We start from the raw sequence: 18,072 nt of genomic DNA on the forward strand, positions 1-18,072 counted from the left end.
AAAATGACGAAAACCGTGGAGTTCTATTTCGACCTCGGCAGCCCTGCCACCTATCTGGCCTACACCCAACTGCCGAAGATTTGCGCGCAGACGAACAGTGAGCTGCTCTACACCCCGATGCTGCTCGGTGGCGTCTTCAAGGCAACCGGCAACGCATCACCGGCAATGATTCCGGCGAAGGGTCGGTACATGTTTGAGGATCTGGATCGCTACGCGAAACGCTACGGGGTGCCGCTGACATTCAATCCGCATTTCCCGATCAACACATTGATGTTGATGCGTGCCGTCACTGGCATCCAGTTGCGCCAGCCAGAACGCTTTCAGGCGTTTATCGATTGTCTGTTCACGGCGCTATGGGTTGAAGGACGCAGCCTCGACGAGCCCGCGACTGTCGCCGCTGTGCTGAGCGAATACGGTTTCGATCCGCAGGAAGTACTGGCGCTGAGCAACGATGAATCTGTCAAGGCAGCGCTTAAGGAGAACACCGAAACCGCGGTTAAACGTGGTGTATTCGGAGCACCCAGTATGTTTATCGGCAATCAGCTGTTCTTTGGCCAGGATCGGCTCGACTTCGTTGAGCAAGCCTTGCGCCAAGGCTAAGCGATCATTCAGGCGCTGAACACAGCGCCTGAATTCCGACCGATCAGATAGCCGCAGTCCGGGTGTTCAGCCATTCCAGCGCCGCACCCTCAAGCAATGGACTCAAGCGCTCACGCACTTGCGCGTGGTAAGCATTGAACCACTGCTTCTCTTCCTCAGTCAGCAGCGCGGGCAGCAGGCAACGCGTGTCGATCGGGCACAGCGTCAAGGTTTCAAACTTGAGGAATTCACCGAATTCGCTGCTGCCCGCTTCGCGGTTCATTGCCAGGTTCTCGATACGCACACCCCAACGGCCCGGACGGTAGGTGCCGGGCTCGATCGAAGTGATCATCCCAGGCTGCATGGCCGTCTGCGGTGCAGGCGCGGCCTGATACGCAATCACCTGTGGACCTTCATGGACGTTGAGGAAGTAGCCAACGCCATGACCGGTGCCGTGACCGTAATCCACGCTGTCGGCCCAGATCGGCGCGCGGGCAATGGCATCCAGCAGTGGTGACAGAATGCCTTTCGGGAACTGCGCGCGCGACAGCGCAATCACGCCTTTCAACACGCGCGTGCAATCGCGCTTCTGCTCTTCGGTCGGCGTACCGACGGGCACCATTCGCGTGATATCCGTGGTGCCGCCCAGGTATTGACCGCCCGAGTCGATCAGCAGCAGGCCGTCGCCTTCGATCACCGCGTGTTCTTCTTCGGTGGCGTGGTAATGCGGCATCGCGCCGTTGGCGTTGAACGCGGCGATGGTGTTGAAACTCAGCGACACATAATCCGGACGACGCTCACGGGCAGCGGTGAGCTTTTCGTCGATGGTCAACTCGGTAATTCGCTCACGCCCCCAGGCAGATTCCAGCCAGGCGAAGAATTCGCACAGCGCCGCACCGTCCTGCTCCATGGCTTTGCGGATGTGCCGGGCATCGGCTTCACTTTTCTGCGACTTGGCCAACGTAGTCGGGTTCAAGCCTTCAACCAGTTTCACGCCGCTGTCGAGGTTATCCAGCAAACCACTGGTCACTCGCGCCGGGTCGACCAGCAGGCTCGCACCCTTCGGTACGGCACGCAGGGCATCGGCGACTTCGCTGTAGTCGCGCAGCGTCACGCCATCCTGTTCCAGTACCGCGCGTAAATCCGCGTCGACTTTGCTCAGCGCCACGAACAATGTGGCCCGCTGTTGATCGATCAACGCAAACGAAACAAACACCGGGTTGAACGACACATCGCCGCCACGCAGATTGAACAGCCAGGCAATGTCGTCGAGGGTGGCGATGAAGTGCCAGTCGGCCCCGCGTTCCTGCAAGGTTTCGCGCAGTTTGGCCAGTTTTTCGCCACGGCTGACGGTCGCTTGCGGCGGCAGATGCTGATAGATCGGTGCATTCGGCAGGCTCGGGCGATCGCTCCAGACTTCCTGCAGCAGATCGATGTCGGTACGCAGACGCGCACCGCGTGCCTCCAGCTTGCTGCTCAGTGTCCGCGCCGAAGCCACGGCCATGACCGCACCGTCAACCGCGACCACACCACCTTGCGGTGTCTGCTCGGCCAGCCAGTCCAGCGGACTCGGTTGACCGGGTTGCAACTTGACCAGTTCGATGCCGCTGCCCTTGAGTTCCTTGCTCGCCTGCTCCCAGTAACGACTGTCGGCCCAGACGCCGGCGAAATCAGCGGTGACGATCAATGTCCCGACCGAACCATGGAAGCCCGACAACCACTGCCGGCCCTGCCAGTAACCCGGCAGATATTCCGACAGATGCGGGTCGGCGGACGGCACCAACAGCGCATGAATGCCTTCGCGGCGCATCAGTTCACGGGTGTGCGCCAGGCGCTGGGGCACCGATCCTTCGGTCGAGGTCTGGGTACTCATCATGTCTCCTGCTAATCACTTCATCGTTATTGTTCGTAGCCGTGAGGTCGGCTCGTTTAAAGCCCTGTCGTCCAAAATGCCGGAGCACTGGCGCAGGCGGTCTTGATCAGTTGAACAGCCTTGTCGATATCTTCGGCGGTGGTAAAACGGCCGAGGCTCAAGCGAATGGTGCGACCTGCCAGATGCGCGTCATGCCCCAACGCCAACAGCACGTGGGACGGCGCGTTACTCGCCGAATTGCAGGCCGAGGTCGCGGAAAAGGCGATCGAATGGCTCAAGACCGCGCTGTTGAATTCGCCTTCGCTGAAGGTCAGGCTCAAAGTGTGCGGAATGCGCGCAGTGGCGCAGCCATTGAGGCGCACGCCCGGCAGGCTGAGCAGTTGTTCGAGCAGGCGTTCACGCAGCGCGACGATGGATTGTTTCTCGGCCTCGAAGGCCTCGGCGGCCAAGGCAAACGCGGCGCCCATGCCGGCAATCTGATGAGTCGCCAGGGTCCCGGAGCGCAAACCACCTTCGTGTCCGCCACCGTGAATCTGCGCCTGTAAACGCTGCTGCGCCCGTGGGCCGACGTACAACGCGCCGATGCCTTTGGGACCGTAAAGTTTGTGCGCCGAAAACGACATCAAATCCACCGGCCACTGCGCCAGATCGATTGCCACTTTACCGGCGCCTTGCGCCGCGTCGACATGGAACAGCGCCTCTCGACTGCGCACCACTTCGCCAATTGCTTGAACATCATTGACGGTGCCCAACTCGTTGTTCACCAGCATCAGCGACACCAGAAAGGTGTCGTCGCGCATGGCTTCGCTGACCGCTTGCGGCGTGATCAGGCCGTCGACGTCCGGCACCAGATAGGTCACGGCGATGCCGGCGTCCTGCAATTGGCGGGCGGTATCGAGGATGGCTTTGTGTTCAATCTGACTGGTAATGATGTGGCCGCCAGCAATCCCGCGCGCTTGGGCTACACCTTTAAGGGCGAGGTTGTTGGACTCGGTGGCACCGGAGGTCCAGACGATCTGTTCGGCCTGAGCGCCGACCAGTTCGGCGACCTGTTGGCGGGCCTGCTCGACCGTGTGCCGGGCCTGCTGGCCGAACGCGTGGGAGCTGGAAGCCGGGTTGCCGAAGTTACCGTGAAACCCCAGACACTCGATCATCACCTGGATGACCCGCTCGTCCACCGGGGTGGTGGCGGCGTAATCGAAATACAACGGACGTGTGTTCATAAAAGACTCGCAGAGCGTGTTCCGGGATCAGGAGGCTCGTGTCTGCAAACGGCACTGCGCAGCCTTGTGAGCTGCGCGTCGGTTCGAGAGCGTCATCAATACCTGATCGGATGCCGTTAAAGAAGAACAACTTCATTCAAAGTGCGTAGGAACGCTCCTGAAGTCGAGCTTAACAGGCATCCGGCCTGCGGTTGAAGCGATGCGTCAGCTAAAGCTTTCGAGAAGTAACGGGTACAGCGAAATCACCAGCAATGCGGCCATGCCCCAGTTGAACACGCGCAACCAGCGCGGATCCTTCAGCACATTGCGCAACAACGTACCGCAGGCCGCCCAGACGCCGACGCTCGGCAGGTTAATGATGGCGAATACCGCAGCAATCACTACGACATTGGTGAAATAACCCTGCATCGGCGTGTAGGTGCTGATAGCGCCGATGGCCATGATCCACGCCTTGGGATTGACCCACTGAAACGCGGCCGCGCCCAGATAGCTGATCGGCTTCGCCTCGCCTTCGGCACTGTCACCGACCGGTCCCGAGTGAGCGATTTTCCACGCCAGATACAGCAGATACGCCGCGCCGACATAGCGCAGAACCGTATAGAGAATTGGATAGCTCTGAAACACCGCACCCAGGCCAAAGCCCACGGCCACGACCAGAACGAAGAAGCCGCAAGTGATCCCGAGCATGTGCGGGATGGTGCGGTTAAAGCCGAAATTCACCCCCGATGCCAGCAACATGGTGTTGTTCGGCCCCGGCGTGATCGAGGTGACAAGAGCAAACAGGGCAAAGCCCAACAGCAGATCAAGCGAGAGGTTCATGGCAGGCAGTCCATCCGGGTCATTCAGGTGTTGACCCTATCCCACGCCGCCCGGCAAGCCCACGGACAGTTGGGTAAAACTTCAAGCAGTACAGTTTGTTTTCAGCTTGGGCGACCGTGCAGCTGTACGGCACGTTCGGCACTCATTTCTGCTTTCTTGTCGAACTGCGACTGACCGAGCAGGCGGGCTTTTTTCGCGTGGTATTCGTCGAAGGACAAGCCGCTGCGGTTCAGCGCTTCCATCGCCAATTCGCGGGATTCTTCATCGGTGTAAGGGCGCAATTCCGGCGAAACGTGTCCGGCACAGCCGGCGAGCACGGAGACAGCGAGCAACAAGGAGAGCGTCAATAAACGATTCATGGGGGCGTCCTGGCGAGCAATGGGGAGTCGATGGACAAAGGCTACGCCCGGGCACGCTCGCGCAGAAATCAACGCTCTCAATAGTGGCTATCAGGAAATCGACAGCCGTCGCCGCATATCTCTTAACGATCTATAAATATCGATTAACGTTCTTTTACGGAATAACAAACAGCCTTTATAACTCTCGCCATGCGCTCACCACTGTTGCTCCAGCAACTGTTGCTCAGCCAACACCGATTCAACAAAGCGACCTGCTACTCACAGGGACGACAACCGCCCTTAAGCTCAACGCCTTGTAAACCGGGGCTTGCAGGAATTGGTACAGCGCTTGCTCTGACCCGGTGACTCACTCACTGCTCGCTGAGCAACTGTTGAAAAAAGGAACTGATCATGTCGCGTCCCCTGAAAGTTGTCGCCCTCTCCGGCGGCACCTGGCGTCCGTCCCGTACCCTGGTGCTGACCCAAGCCTTGCTCGCCGAACTGGCCGGGCACTTGAGCATCGAAAGCCATGTGATCGAACTCGGTGATATCGCCCGTCCGCTCGGCGGCGCGCTGTCGCGTCAGGAACTCAGTGCAGAGGTTGAAGCCGAGCTGCAGGCCATCGAACAAGCCGATCTGCTGATCGTCGCCGCACCGGTTTATCGCGGTTCTTACCCGGGTCTGCTCAAGCACTTGTTCGACCTGATCGACCTCAACGCCCTGATCGACACGCCGGTACTGCTCGCCGCTACCGGCGGCAGCGAACGCCATGCGCTGGTCCTCGATCACCAATTGCGCCCGCTGTTCAGCTTCTTCCAGGCCATGACCTTGCCAATCGGCGTATACGCCACCGAAGCCGACTTCGCCGATTACCAGATCACCAGCGAACTGTTGAAGGCGCGCATTCGCCTGGCCGCCGAACGCGCCGCGCCGTTGTTCGCCACACAAATCAAACCCTTGCTGAAAATCGCCTGAGGAGCCATTCATGGATGTTTTCTGGTTCCTGCCAACCCACGGTGATGGCCACTATCTGGGCACCACCCAAGGGGCGCGCCCGGTCACTCTCAACTATCTGAAACAAGTGGCGCAGGCTGCTGACAGCCTTGGCTATCACGGCGTACTGATTCCCACCGGGCGTTCCTGCGAAGACTCGTGGGTGATCGCCTCGGCACTGGTGCCGTTGACCGAACGCTTGCGTTATCTGGTGGCGATTCGACCCGGGATCATTTCTCCGACGGTTTCGGCGCGCATGGCCGCCACGCTGGATCGTCTGTCCAACGGGCGTTTGCTGATCAACGTGGTGACCGGCGGCGATCCGGATGAAAACCGAGGCGACGGCAGTTTCCTCAGCCACGCCGAGCGCTATGAAGTCACCGATGAATTCCTGAAGATCTGGCGTCGGGTGCTGCAAGGCGAGGCAGTAGATTTCGACGGCAAGCATCTGCAGGTACAAAACGCCAAGGCGTTGTACCCACCGGTGCAGAAGCCCTATCCGCCGCTGTACTTCGGTGGCTCCTCCGATGCGGCGCATGATCTGGCCGCCGAACAAGTCGATGTCTATCTGACCTGGGGCGAACCACCCGCCGCCGTCGCGGAAAAACTCGCCGACGTGCGCGAACGCGCGGCGCGGCATGGGCGCAAGGTGAAGTTCGGCATCCGCCTGCATGTGATCGTGCGCGAGACCGCCGAAGAGGCGTGGAAAGCCGCAGACAAACTGATCGAACACATCAGCGACGAGACCATTGAGGCGGCACAGAAATCCTTCTCACGGTTCGACTCCGAAGGTCAGCGGCGCATGGCCGCGTTGCACGATGGTCGTCGCGATAACCTCGAAATTGCCCCCAATCTGTGGGCCGGCGTCGGTCTGGTGCGCGGCGGTGCCGGTACGGCATTGGTCGGCGATCCGCAGCAGGTCGCGGCACGGATCAAGGAATACGCGGACCTGGGCATCGAGAGTTTCATCTTCTCCGGTTATCCGCACCTGGAAGAGGCTTACCGCTTTGCCGAGCTGGTGTTCCCGCTGCTGCCCGAGCCTTACGCGAGTCTGGCCGGGCGTGGCGTGACCAATCTGACCGGGCCGTTTGGCGAAATGATTGCCAACGACGTGTTGCCCGGCAAAGCCTCGGCATAAACCGAATCCCCTGTGTAGGAGCTGCCGCAGGCTGCTCCTACACGGGATGAGTGAATTCAGGAGTGTTGGTGTGACCGCCAAACCGCAAAGTACTTTGTTATCCCCGCTGCAGACTGCCCGCCAACTGGCCGCCGAGTTTGCCCTGACCGCCGTCGAACGCGACGAACGCGGCGGCACGCCGAAAACCGAGCGCGATGCCCTGCGCGACAGCGGCCTGCTGGCCCTGAGCATTCCCACCCGCTACGGCGGCCTCGGCGCGAGCTGGAGCGAAACCCTGCAAGTCGTTCGCGAGTTCGCCAAGGTCGATAGCTCGATCGCCCACGTGTTCGGTTTTCATCATTTGATGCTCGCCACCGTACGCCTGTTTTCCCGGCCCGAACAATGGCAGCCGTGGTTCGAACAGACCGCGCGGCAGAACTGGTTCTGGGGCAACGCGCTCAATCCGCTCGACACCCGCACCGTGGTCAAGGATCTCGGTGGCTGGCGCGAATTTTCCGGGAAGAAAAGCTTCTGTTCCGGTGCCAGCGACTCGCAAATGCTGATCGCTTCAGCCGTCGATGAAAGCGCGGGTGGCAAGTTGCTGATCGCAGCGATTCCCAGCGGCCGCAGTGGCATCACCCTGCACAACGACTGGAACAACATCGGCCAGCGCCAGACCGACAGCGGCAGCGCCACGTTTGAACGGGTGCGCGTCGAAGAGTCGGAACTGCTGCTCGATCCCGGTCCGCTGAGCACACCGTTCGCTTGCTTGCGACCGTTGATTGCGCAACTGACCTTCACGCATATGTTTCTCGGGATTGCCGAAGGCGCCTTTGAAGAAGCGCGGCACTACACCCTCAGTGAAACCCGCCTCTGGCACAAATCCACGGCGCGCGATGTGCGTGAAGATCCGTACGTGCTCGCCCATTACGGCGAGTTCTGGGTGGCGCTGGAAGGCATTCGTCTGTTGGTCGAACGCGCGGCGACGTTGCTCGACGAGGCCTGGGCCAAGGGGCCGAATCTCAGCGCCGAAGAGCGCGGTCATGTCGCCACCGCGATTGCCACCGCCAAAGTCGCCGCCAGCCGCCAAGGCCTGGAAATCTGCAGCCGTTTGTTCGAAGTGACCGGCGCGCGTTCGACCCACGCCTCCCTGCGCCTCGACCGCCACTGGCGCAACCTGCGCACGCAAACCCTGCACGACCCGCTGGACTACAAACTCCATGAGTTGGGCGACTGGGCGCTGAATCAGTCGCTGCCGGTGCCAACCTTCTATTCCTGACCTGCCTGCATTTGAACTAAAAAGAAGGACGAGCCCATGCAACTGCTGACCCTACCGCCCTCCCCCGCGCTCGCCACGTCGATCCGCGCCACCGCGCAGGTGTTCGAAGACCCGAAGTCCCAGGCCCTGCTCGCGCATTTGCAACAGGTCGCACCCAGTGAAGCGAGTGTGCTGATCATCGGCGAGACCGGAACTGGCAAAGAACTGGTGGCGCGGCATATTCATAACCTCAGCCACCGTCGTCATCGGCCGTTTATCGCGGTCAATTGCGGGGCGTTTTCCGAATCGCTGGTGGAAGCGGAATTGTTCGGTCATGAAAAAGGCGCGTTCACCGGTGCGCTGAGCGCCAAGGCCGGATGGTTCGAGGAAGCGGATGGCGGCACCTTGTTTCTCGATGAGATCGGCGATCTGCCGATGGCGATTCAGGTGAAGTTGCTGCGGGTTTTGCAGGAGCGCGAAGTGGTGCGACTGGGCTCGCGCAAAAGCATTGCCATCGATGTGCGGGTGCTGGCAGCGACCAATGTGCAGCTGGAAAAAGCCATCAATGCCGGCAATTTCCGCGAGGATCTGTACTACCGCCTCAATGTGGTCAATCTGGAACTGAGTCCGTTGCGCGACCGTCCCGGCGATATCCTGCCGCTCACCCGACATTTCATCGAGGCCTACAGCCAGCGCCTCGGTTATGGCCGTGTCAGCATCAGCCCCGGCGCCGAGCACAAGCTACGTGCTTATAGTTGGCCGGGCAATATTCGTGAGCTGGAAAACGTTATCCACCACACCCTGCTGATCTGCCGCAACGGCGTGATCGAACGCGATGATTTGCGTCTGTCGAACCTGCGTATCGATCGCCCGGACGATCATCACAGCAGTGCCGATGACTCACCGGAGGCGTTGCTGGAACAGGCCTTTCAAAAACTGTTCGCGCAACAGGCCGGCGCTTTGCACGAAAAAGTCGAAGACGCCCTGCTGCGCGCGGCCTATCGCTTTTGCCATTACAACCAGGTCCACACCGCAGCGCTGCTCGGTCTGAGCCGCAACGTCACCCGCACGCGACTGATCAAGATTGGCGAACTGGCGGTGAACAAGCGGCGAGTGACCGATAACTTGCAGGGCGAGCGCTTGCTCCAGTTATCGATCTAGCCGACCAGACTGCAGTGCAGCGCATCGTCGTGACTGCGGGCGATGCTGCTGAGCACCTGAAACGAATTGAAGGTGATGGTTCTCGCCTGATGGGTGTGAATCAGTTGCCAGAAATCCTGCTCGCCACTCTCGAAGCTGCGAAACGCCGCCTCACCCGCCTCGCGGGATTGCCATTGCAAAAAACTCAACACGCGCCGGCCATCATCGCTGGCCTGCACGCTGGCGCTGAGAAAACCTGCATAGCGTTGAGCCAGGCGCTCGGTCTGTCTCGATAACGCAGTGACCAGGGCTGGCTGCTGACGCGGTTCTATCTCGAATTCGATCAACTGGGTGAAGCTGCGGTTTTTCGCTGATGCTTGCATGAAAGTCCCCACTTATCGGTCAGACGAATCTTGCGACTCGAAGGCCTGCAGGGTAAAACCTCCAGTTAAGTCAAGGTCAAGAGCATTTTTTGCAATGATCACCAAGGAAAACCTGCACAAGCAACTCACGGTCGGCGAAGTCGCGGCGCGCAGCGGCGTGGCGGTCACTGCCCTGCACTTTTATGAATCCAAAGGCCTGATCAAGAGCCAGCGCAATGCTGGCAACCAGCGCCGCTATCCGCGCGAAGTGCTGCGTCGGGTAGCGTTGATCAAAGTCGCCCAGCGCCTGGGGATTCCATTGGCGGAGATTGGCGAAGCACTGAAAATCCTGCCGGACGATCGTGCACCCAGCGCGGCGGACTGGAAAATTCTCTCGCAGCAATGGCGCCAGGAGCTGGATGAACGGATCGAACAACTGACGCTGCTGCGCGACCGGCTCAATGGCTGTATCGGTTGTGGCTGTTTGTCGATGGAGGCCTGTCCGCTGCGAAATCAGGGCGATGTGCTGGCAGAACAGGGGCCGGGGCCGCACTTTCCAATGGATTGACTGCTCGTCGGGCAAAAATCTGCACGGCGAGGACAGTTCTATAGTGAATCTTCCACAAATCCAGTGGAGTCCTGTCCCATAGAACAACAATTCAGGGAGAACGTCATGAGCGTCAAACCCATTCCCGAGGGGTATCACAGCATTACCCCGTATCTCGGCATCCACAAAGCGGCCGAGGCCATCGATTTCTATAAAAAAGCCTTCGGCGCCACCGAGGTCATGCGTCTGGCCATGCCTGACGGCGGCATTGGCCACGCCGAGCTGCGCATCGGCGACAGTGCGATCATGCTCGGTTCACCGTGCGATCAGGGGCCGTTGAGCAATCCGGATAACGCCGTGTCAGTTGGTTTGCATTTGTATGTGACTGATGTCGACAAATCGTTTCAACGAGCGGTGGATGCCGGGGCGACGGCGGTGTCCGAGGTCAAGGATCAGTTTTATGGTGATCGCAGCGGGACGTTGAAGGATCCGTATGGGCATCTGTGGTTTCTGGCCACGCGCAAGGAGGATCTGACCGAGGAACAGATCAAGCAGCGGGCGATGGAGATGTTTCAGCAGGGTTGAGCATTTCAGTGTCTGCAATGGTGCTATCGCGAGCAGGCTCACTCTTACAGGGGAACGCATTCCAACTGTAGGAGTGAGCCTGCTCGCGATGAGGCCATAACTATCAACACCCATCACACTTCATGAACCCGCCCACCACGCTTTGCCCCTTGTCCCGAACGCCGGACGATTTCAGGATGCATCCAACAAGCCCCCTGAAAAAGGATCAGCCCGATGTTTGCCGGATTCCTCAAAGACCAGCGTCACGTCAACGGCGTCGACATTGTCTACCGCCTCGGCGGCAGCGGGCCGGGCCTGCTGCTGTTGCACGGGCACCCGCAGACCCACGTGATCTGGCACAAGATTGCCGAACAACTGGCCGAACATTTCACCGTGGTCGCTGCCGACCTGCGCGGTTACGGCGACAGCGCTCGCCCGATCGCGGATGACCTGCACGCCAATTACTCGAAACGCGAAATGGCCCGCGACAATGTCGAGCTGATGCACTCGCTGGGCTTCGAGCAGTTCTCGATTCTCGCCCACGACCGTGGTGCACGGGTTGCCCACCGCCTGGCGCTCGATCACCCCGCCGCCGTGCAGCGCATGATGCTGCTCGACATCGCGCCGACCCTGTCGATGTACGCGCAAACCAACGAAACCTTCGCCCGCGCCTACTGGCACTGGTTTTTCCTGATCCGCCCGGCGCCGCTGCCGGAAACCTTGCTCGAAGCCGATCCCGAAGCGTATTTACGCAGCGTGATGGGCAGTCGCAGCGCCGGGCTCAAGCCGTTTACCGACGCAGCCTTCGGCGAATACCTGCGCAGCCTGCGCCAACCGGGCAGCGCCCGTGGCATCTGCGAAGACTATCGCGCCAGCGCCGGCATCGATCTTGAGCACGACCGCGCCGACATCGCCGCCGGGAATCATCTTGATCTGCCGCTGCGCGTGTTGTGGGGAGCTGAAGGCACGGTCGGACGCTGCTTCGATCCGCTCAAGGAATGGCAACAAGTGGCGACCGACGTCAGCGGTCAGGCATTGCCCGCCGGCCATTACATTGCCGAAGAAGTCCCGGAACTGTTGCTTGCCGAAGCACTGGCCTTTTTGCGCTGAGCCGAGCCGCCGGATCTCAGTGCTATGCTGGCGGCTTCTGCCGCCAGTGTTCGTTTTCACATGTCCCAGAAGAAAGACCCCGTGCCCCTGCCCGAAGACCTGCGTGTGTTGCTCACCGTGATCCGCAAGAACGGCTTTGCCGCCGCAGCGGATGAATTGGGCCTGTCACCGGCCTATGTCAGCAAACGCATCCAGATTCTTGAAACCACCCTGGGCACTCGCCTGCTGCACCGCACCAGCCGGCGCGTCTCGCTGACCGAGGACGGTGAACGGGTGCAGCGCTGGGCATTACGCATTCTCGATGATTTCCAGCAACTGCACGACGAACTCTGCGACGCCCACGACAGCCCGCGTGGGCGTTTGCACATCTGCAGCAGTTTCGGTTTCGGTCGCAATCACGTAGCGCCGGCGGTGTCGTTGCTGGCCGAACGTTATCCAGATCTGGAGATTCGCCTCGACCTGTTTGACCGGGTGGTGGACATCATCAACGAAGGCTTCGACCTGGAGGTCCGCGTCGGCGATGACATTCCCGGCCAGCACATTGGTCGGCGTCTGGTCAGCAATCGGCGCGTGCTGTGTGCCGCCCCCGGCTATCTGCAACGTCGCGGTACGCCGCAAACCCTGGACGAACTGCAACAGCACGACTGTCTGGTGATCAAAGAGCGCGACAACGCCTTCGGCATCTGGAATCTGGATCGCGATGCCGGGCAAGAGAGCGTGCGCGTCAGTGGGCCGTTGTCGTCAAACAACGGTGAGATTGTTTTGCAGTGGGCACTGGATGGCCGTGGGGTGTTGTTGCGCTCGTTGTGGGATGTGAAGCCGTTGCTGGAGCAAGGACGCTTGGTGCAGGTACTGGACGATTACAGCCAGAGCGCCAATGTCTGGGCGGTGTACCCGACGCGGCTGGCGCATTCCGGGAAGTTGCGCGCGTGTGTGGAGTTTTTGCAGGAGCATTTCAAAGGCTTGTCTGTTTAGAGGATCAAAAGATCGCAGCCTGCGGCAGCTCCTACAGGGCAATGTGTTCCATGCAGGAGCTGCCGCAGGCTGCGATCTTTTTTGTCAGGACAACCAGGGATTATTGGCCAGGTGTTGGCGTTCGAAGGCTTTGATCTGTTCACGCCTTTGCAAGGTGCTGCCGATGGCATCCAAGCCGAGCAGCAACGCGGTTTTGCGCAGGGTATCGATCTGGAACTCGATCACCGTGCCATCCGCCAAACCAATCTGCTGCGCCTGTAGATCAATGCTGATCCGCGCCGTTTCCGGCTGACCAACCAACTGCCCAATGCGCTGCACCTGCGCCTCTTCCAGCGTGATCAACAACACCCCGTTGCGCTGGCAATTGTCGTAGAAAATTCCGGCGAAACTGCTGCCGATCAACGCGCGGATGCCCATCTGCTGCAGGCCCCAGACTGCATGCTCACGGCTCGATCCGCAGCCGAAATTCGGCCCGACGACAAGGAAGTTCGCAGCTTTCCAGACGTGCTGGTTCAGCACGAACTCAAGGTTGGGCGTGCCATCGCGCTGAAATCGAAGATCGAAAAACAATCCGCGATCCAGGCCTTTTCTATCGATACCCTTGAGGAATTGCTTGGGCATGATCACGTCCGTGTCGACATTGGCCGCCAGTAACGGCGCAGCCTGGCCACTGACTTGAGTGAAGGGTTGCAGGCTCATGGGCGTACTCCAAAGTGGCGGATATCGGTGAGTCGACCGCTAATGGCCGCAGCCGCGACCATGGCCGGGCTCATCAGATGAGTACGGGCGCCGGCGCCCTGACGGCCTTCAAAGTTGCGGTTGGTGCTGGACGCGCAGCGGTCGCCGGGCGCGAGCACGTCGTCGTTCATCGCCAGGCACATCGAGCAGCCGGACTGACGCCATTCGAACCCGGCGTCGATAAAGATCTGCGCCAGCCCTTCGGCCTCGGCCTGCGCGCGAACTTCGCTGGAGCCTGGGACAATCATCGCGCGTACATGCCCGGCCACTTTTTGACCGCGCACGACGCTGGCGGCATCGCGCAAGTCTTCGATCCGCGCGTTGGTGCACGAGCCGATAAAGGCGTGGCTGATCACGATATCGCTGAGCGCCATGCCCGCTTCGAGGCCCATGTAGTTGAGGGCGCGGCGCATGTCCTGGCGCAGGATCGGATCGCTGATCGCTTGCGGATCCGGCACCCGCGCACCGATCGCGGCGGCCTGATCGGGGCTGGTGCCCCAGGTGACCATCGGTTCCAGCACGCTGGCATCGAGATGAATCTCGCGGTCAAACAGTGCACCGGGATCACTGCGCAGTTCGCGCCACTTCTTCACGCCTTGTTCCCACAGCTCTCCTTGCGGCGCTCGCGGCTTGCCCTTGAGATAGGCGAAGACCTTGTCGTCCGGCGCCATGAATGCACCGCGCGCGCCGGCCTCGACGGCCATGTTGCAGATGGTCATGCGCGCTTCCACGCTGAGGGCATCGATGGTCGAGCCGCAGAACTCGATCGCATAACCGCTGGCCCCGGAAGCGCCGATGCGACCGATCAGGGCCATGATCACGTCTTTGGACGTCAGGCCCGCCGCCAAGGCGCCGTCGACGGTCACACGCAGGCTTTTCAGACGTTTGTAGACCAGCGTCTGCGAGGCCAGCAGGTGTTCGATCTCGGAGGTGCCGATGCCGAAACCGAAGGCGCCGAGCGCGCCATAGGTGGTGGTATGGCTGTCACCGGCGGCGATGACCATCCCGGGCAGAATGAAACCCTGCTCGGGCGCGATCACGTGTTCAATGCCCTGACGTTTGTCGAGGATATCCAGCAACTCGATGCCGAAGTCCCGGCAGTTCTCCGCCAGATACGACACTTGCCGCGCGCCGCCCGCATCAGGCATTGCCGCGATGCGCACAGGTGTGGTCGGGTTGACGTGATCGACCACCGCCAGCGCCGTGCCAGCACGCCAGACCTCGCGCCCGGCAGCGCGCAAACCGCTGAAGGCCTGCGGGCTGGTGTATTCGTTAATCACCTGACGATCGATATACAACAGGACATGGCCCTGATCGTCGAGGCGGCACACGGTGTGCGAATCGATGTGTTTGTCATAGAGCGTTCTGGCGGTCATCAAGGCGCTCACTCAGGCAAATCAGGTGATTCCCATCATAGGGAGCGCGGGTCGGCCATCAATTGGCAGACAGTGATGGCGTCATCCATGAATCGTGTTTGATCTGTCGCTCAGCGAGCCCGTGCAGGAGCTGTCGAGTGCAACGAGGCTGCGATCTTTTGCTTTTGTTTTTAAAGATCAAGATCAAAAGATCGCAGCGTGCCGCAGCTCCTACAGTGGGATCTCATCGCCCCTGCGAATTGGGAAACATTTGCTTTCATATCGCCCTTCGGGATTTTCCGCGCTCATCCGTCCTATATAGATGCAGGCCGTTCGCGTAGGCAAAAGCCACGTTCGGTCTTTCAGGTCCCCGTGCTGCGAAGCCCGTAGCTACGCGCCCTTTCACCGCTATCAAGACGCGCAATCATGTCGAAGAAATCCCGCTCCAAACTGTGGTTCCTCGTTCATAGCTGGCTGGCGTTACCGATCTGGTTCTTTGTCCTGATCGTCTGTGTCACCGGCACACTGGCGGTGGTCAGTCAGGAAATCGTCTGGCTGGCCAACCCGCAGATGCGCGCCAGCCAGCCTGCCGACGATGCGCCGCTGCTCAGCTATGACCAGATTCTCGCCGCTATCAAGAAGGCCGAACCGCAAACGGTCGTGCAGAGCATCAGCCGCCCCGACGAATCTCATTTCGCTCTGGACGTCGACGTCAGCTACCCCGATGGTCGCTCGCAGACCGTTTACGTCAATCCGTACACCGGCGTGATTCAGGGCGGTGCACCGGATTTCAACTTCAAGGCCTTCACCCGTGCGCTGCATGGCTGGTGGCTGGTGCCGTTCACCAATGGTTACAGCTGGGGCTGGTACCTGGTCTCGTTCCTCGGTCTGCCGTTGCTGGCCTCGCTGATCACCGGGCTGGTGGTCTATAAGCGCTTCTGGAAGGGTTTCTTCAGCCCGACCCTGCGGTTTCGCCACGGTGCGCGGATTTTCTGGGGCGACTTCCACCGTCTGAGCGGCATATGGTCGATCTGGTTCATTGCGGTAATTTCGGTCACCGGTACCTGGTTCCTGATCGAGGCGATGCTGTCCGATAACCACATTTCCATCTCCAGCGAGCCGATCATTCCGGCGATGGCCCGAGAAGCCGTGCCGATTTCGGCTGACGGCACACCACCGCCGCGCATCAGTCTGGATCGCGCCATCGAAGTCGCCCAACAGAAAATTCCCGGTCTGGAAGTCAGCTTTGTCAGCTTGCCGGGCAACGCCTACAGCCATATGAGCCTCGGCGGCCGTGGCTGGTATCCGCTGATGTTCCAGACCGCGACGCTCAACCCGTTCAACGGCGACGTGGCGGCTTCGCGTCTGTTGTCCGATCGCACTTCGCTGGAGTTCGTCACCGAATCCATGCGCCCCCTGCATACCGGTGATTTCGGCGGGCTGTGGATCAAGCTGATCTGGTTCTTCTTCGGCCTGTTGCTGAGCATGATGGTGCTCAGTGGCTTGTTGATCTGGACCAAACGCACCGCGCTGGCCACGGCCAATGCACTCAAGCGTGAGTCGAAGAAAAACCGCCTTCAGGCACAACCGGCCATGAACCATGAAGCATCGGAGGTCAACGCGTGAGCAAGTCCACTGCTGCACCTCAACCGTCGCGTCTGAACCTGTTCTGGCACAAATGGCGCTTTCACATCAACGTGCTGTTGCTGCTGATCCCGCTGGGCTTCATGCCCAAGTACTTCGCCGATGCCGCACTGTTTCGTGGCGACATCGGTCTCGGGGAACGGGACGTCGGTGAAGTCACGGTCGGTCCCTGGAGCCTGCGCCTGGCCGAACTGCGCAACGAAGCGCCACGCCTGGAAGGCCCGGCGGGCCACATGAAAGGTTTCAACGCCGCCCTCTGCGATGCCTGCATCGACCAGGTCAAAGCCACGTATCTGCGTATCGGCAAACCCCGCAGCCTGCGTGCCGCCGGGGTGATTTTCTTCGGCACGCCCTACCGCATGGGCGCGCAATTGCCCGTGCCGGAAAAGACCAAAACCGACGCCGAACTGTGGATCACCATGGAAGGCTGGGACGGCAGCATGCATCAGGCGTCGATTCCTCTGAGTCAGGCCTCCCCCGCCACCATTGCCTGGTTGAACCAACAAGGAGCCAAACGATGACCCGCCCGCAACGCCCTTTCCGCCTGCGGCTGAGCGCCGCGCTGCTGGTGCTCGGCGCCGGCTTCAGTGCCAGCGCTCTGGCGCACAACCCGATGTGCGAATGCAAAGCCATCGACGCCGAGCAGATCAAATGCACCGGCGGGTTCTCCGACGGCAGCGGTGCGCCGGGGGTGACCCTCGATGTGATTGGCTACGACGAAACGATCCTGGTGCCGGGCAAGCTCGGCAGTGACTCGACGCTGACCTTCAAGAAGCCTGGCGCCGAGTTCTACGTGCTGTTCGACGCAGGTCCCGGCCACGTTGTGGAAATCGACCAAGCGGATATCGAAGCCCCATGAGCACGCCAACCAGACAAATCGTGCGTCCGGCCGGCGCCGGTCATGAAACCCTCAATGTGCTGCTGTTGTGCCTGTTGATTCTGGCAGTCGCCGGTTCAGTCGTCGCGTGGCGCGGGGTTTCCCACGAGCCGGAGCCGGTGGCGTCCAATCAACTCGACGCCCGTCGCGACCTCAGTGCTGCCGAACAGGGCATCTACGCCGACCTGCGGGTGACCCTCGACGAAATCCGCCTGCTGCGCGAAGAACAGCAAGCCCTGCCGACGCCGCAAAATCTGGCGGACGAAGGCTTTGCCCCGTTTGCCCAGGATGCGAGTTCGGTCAGCCGTGGGGGTCATGCCTGGCAGTTGCTGGCGAGCAGGGCCTATTTCGGCCACAGCCAGAATCCGGACGTCGCCGGTTCATTCGTGATGTTGCTGAGCAGCGATGACAAGGCGGCGCCGGACATCTGGCTCAACCGCGATGCCCGTCTGCCAGTGCCGACCGAATTGACCGACGCAGCGCTGTCCGCTGCCGGCTGGAAACAGATCGTCGCGCAATACGATGCCGGCGTTACCCGCGAACATCGCCATTGATTCCTC

The 18,072-nt window shown here is 60.5% G+C and carries 20 protein-coding genes; 13 read left to right on the top strand and 7 right to left on the bottom strand.

Annotated features, from left to right (window positions below):
* Positions 1-3 precede the first annotated feature (3 nt).
* Positions 4-600, top strand: coding sequence for a 2-hydroxychromene-2-carboxylate isomerase (locus tag P3G59_RS19860; RefSeq protein WP_277758644.1), 597 nt, complete (start codon positions 4-6; stop codon positions 598-600).
* A 43-nt stretch (positions 601-643) separates the two neighbouring features.
* Here P3G59_RS19860 and P3G59_RS19865 read toward each other — a convergent pair whose 3' ends face one another.
* From P3G59_RS19865 to P3G59_RS19880, 4 genes are all read right to left on the bottom strand, one after another.
* Positions 644-2,452 carry an aminopeptidase P family protein gene (locus P3G59_RS19865; RefSeq protein WP_277758645.1) on the bottom strand — a complete coding sequence of 603 codons (1,809 nt, stop codon included), beginning with the start codon at positions 2,450-2,452 and terminating at the stop codon, positions 644-646.
* A 56-nt stretch (positions 2,453-2,508) separates the two neighbouring features.
* Entirely contained in the window at positions 2,509-3,675 is a 1,167-nt protein-coding gene (locus tag P3G59_RS19870; protein WP_277758646.1) for an aminotransferase class V-fold PLP-dependent enzyme, read from the bottom strand.
* A gap of 204 nt (positions 3,676-3,879) precedes the next feature.
* On the bottom strand, positions 3,880-4,494 hold the full coding sequence (locus P3G59_RS19875; RefSeq protein ID WP_116030582.1) for a LysE family translocator: 615 nt from the start codon (positions 4,492-4,494) through the stop codon (positions 3,880-3,882).
* A gap of 101 nt (positions 4,495-4,595) precedes the next feature.
* Positions 4,596-4,853 (bottom strand): hypothetical protein, encoded by a 258-nt coding sequence (locus tag P3G59_RS19880; protein WP_277758647.1) that lies wholly within the window; start codon positions 4,851-4,853, stop codon positions 4,596-4,598.
* 390 nt (positions 4,854-5,243) lie between these two features.
* On the opposite strand from P3G59_RS19880, the gene msuE reads away from it, so the two are divergent.
* The 4 genes from msuE to P3G59_RS19900 are packed head-to-tail and all read left to right on the top strand — an operon-like array spanning position 5,244 to position 9,361.
* A complete protein-coding gene (msuE, locus tag P3G59_RS19885) occupies positions 5,244-5,807 on the top strand; it encodes an FMN reductase (protein ID WP_277758648.1) in 564 nt (187 codons plus the stop codon).
* Between the two features lie 10 nt (positions 5,808-5,817).
* Positions 5,818-6,963: an FMNH2-dependent alkanesulfonate monooxygenase gene (ssuD, locus tag P3G59_RS19890; protein ID WP_277758649.1), complete on the top strand. Its 1,146-nt coding sequence runs from the start codon at positions 5,818-5,820 to the stop codon at positions 6,961-6,963.
* Between the two features lie 46 nt (positions 6,964-7,009).
* Positions 7,010-8,221 carry an acyl-CoA dehydrogenase family protein gene (locus P3G59_RS19895; RefSeq protein ID WP_277758650.1) on the top strand — a complete coding sequence of 404 codons (1,212 nt, stop codon included), beginning with the start codon at positions 7,010-7,012 and terminating at the stop codon, positions 8,219-8,221.
* Positions 8,222-8,257: 36 nt separating this feature from the next.
* A complete protein-coding gene (locus tag P3G59_RS19900; RefSeq protein ID WP_277758651.1) occupies positions 8,258-9,361 on the top strand; it encodes a sigma-54 dependent transcriptional regulator in 1,104 nt (367 codons plus the stop codon).
* On the opposite strand, the gene P3G59_RS19905 is transcribed toward P3G59_RS19900, so the two are convergent.
* Positions 9,358-9,723, bottom strand: coding sequence for an antibiotic biosynthesis monooxygenase (locus P3G59_RS19905; RefSeq protein ID WP_277758652.1), 366 nt, complete (start codon positions 9,721-9,723; stop codon positions 9,358-9,360). The genes P3G59_RS19900 and P3G59_RS19905 overlap by 4 nt on opposite strands.
* A 94-nt stretch (positions 9,724-9,817) precedes the next feature.
* On the opposite strand from P3G59_RS19905, the gene soxR reads away from it, so the two are divergent.
* The 4 genes from soxR to P3G59_RS19925 all read left to right on the top strand — a co-directional run bounded on the left by soxR (position 9,818) and on the right by P3G59_RS19925 (position 12,898).
* On the top strand, positions 9,818-10,270 hold the full coding sequence (soxR, locus tag P3G59_RS19910) for a redox-sensitive transcriptional activator SoxR (RefSeq protein ID WP_277758653.1): 453 nt from the start codon (positions 9,818-9,820) through the stop codon (positions 10,268-10,270).
* Positions 10,271-10,375: 105 nt separating this feature from the next.
* Entirely contained in the window at positions 10,376-10,834 is a 459-nt protein-coding gene (locus P3G59_RS19915; RefSeq protein WP_277758654.1) for a VOC family protein, read from the top strand.
* A 213-nt stretch (positions 10,835-11,047) separates the two neighbouring features.
* A complete protein-coding gene (locus P3G59_RS19920) occupies positions 11,048-11,923 on the top strand; it encodes an alpha/beta fold hydrolase (RefSeq protein ID WP_277758655.1) in 876 nt (291 codons plus the stop codon).
* A 24-nt stretch (positions 11,924-11,947) separates the two neighbouring features.
* Positions 11,948-12,898, top strand: a complete 951-nt coding sequence (locus tag P3G59_RS19925) for a LysR substrate-binding domain-containing protein (RefSeq protein WP_277758656.1) — start codon at positions 11,948-11,950, stop codon at positions 12,896-12,898.
* Positions 12,899-12,982: 84 nt separating this feature from the next.
* Here P3G59_RS19925 and leuD read toward each other — a convergent pair whose 3' ends face one another.
* Together leuD and leuC are read right to left on the bottom strand one after the other, a co-directional pair.
* Positions 12,983-13,597 carry a 3-isopropylmalate dehydratase small subunit gene (gene leuD, locus P3G59_RS19930; RefSeq protein ID WP_277758657.1) on the bottom strand — a complete coding sequence of 205 codons (615 nt, stop codon included), beginning with the start codon at positions 13,595-13,597 and terminating at the stop codon, positions 12,983-12,985.
* Positions 13,594-15,012, bottom strand: a complete 1,419-nt coding sequence (leuC, locus tag P3G59_RS19935; protein WP_277758658.1) for a 3-isopropylmalate dehydratase large subunit — start codon at positions 15,010-15,012, stop codon at positions 13,594-13,596. The genes leuD and leuC overlap by 4 nt, the downstream gene beginning before the upstream one ends.
* Before the next feature lie 405 nt (positions 15,013-15,417).
* Here leuC and P3G59_RS19940 point away from each other — a divergent pair, with 405 nt between their 5' ends.
* The 4 genes from P3G59_RS19940 to P3G59_RS19955 are packed head-to-tail and all read left to right on the top strand — an operon-like array spanning position 15,418 to position 18,066.
* A complete protein-coding gene (locus P3G59_RS19940; protein WP_277758659.1) occupies positions 15,418-16,617 on the top strand; it encodes a PepSY domain-containing protein in 1,200 nt (399 codons plus the stop codon).
* A complete protein-coding gene (locus P3G59_RS19945; protein ID WP_277758660.1) occupies positions 16,614-17,156 on the top strand; it encodes a thiamine pyrophosphate-binding protein in 543 nt (180 codons plus the stop codon). The genes P3G59_RS19940 and P3G59_RS19945 overlap by 4 nt, the downstream gene beginning before the upstream one ends.
* Entirely contained in the window at positions 17,153-17,494 is a 342-nt protein-coding gene (locus P3G59_RS19950; protein WP_034155181.1) for a hypothetical protein, read from the top strand. The genes P3G59_RS19945 and P3G59_RS19950 overlap by 4 nt, the downstream gene beginning before the upstream one ends.
* On the top strand, positions 17,491-18,066 hold the full coding sequence (locus tag P3G59_RS19955) for a DUF6162 family protein (RefSeq protein WP_277758661.1): 576 nt from the start codon (positions 17,491-17,493) through the stop codon (positions 18,064-18,066). Before P3G59_RS19950 ends, P3G59_RS19955 begins: the two co-directional genes overlap by 4 nt.
* The last annotated feature ends 6 nt before the right edge of the window (positions 18,067-18,072 follow it).

The organism is Pseudomonas sp. A34-9, from assembly GCF_029543085.1.
Taxonomy (GTDB): domain Bacteria; phylum Pseudomonadota; class Gammaproteobacteria; order Pseudomonadales; family Pseudomonadaceae; genus Aquipseudomonas.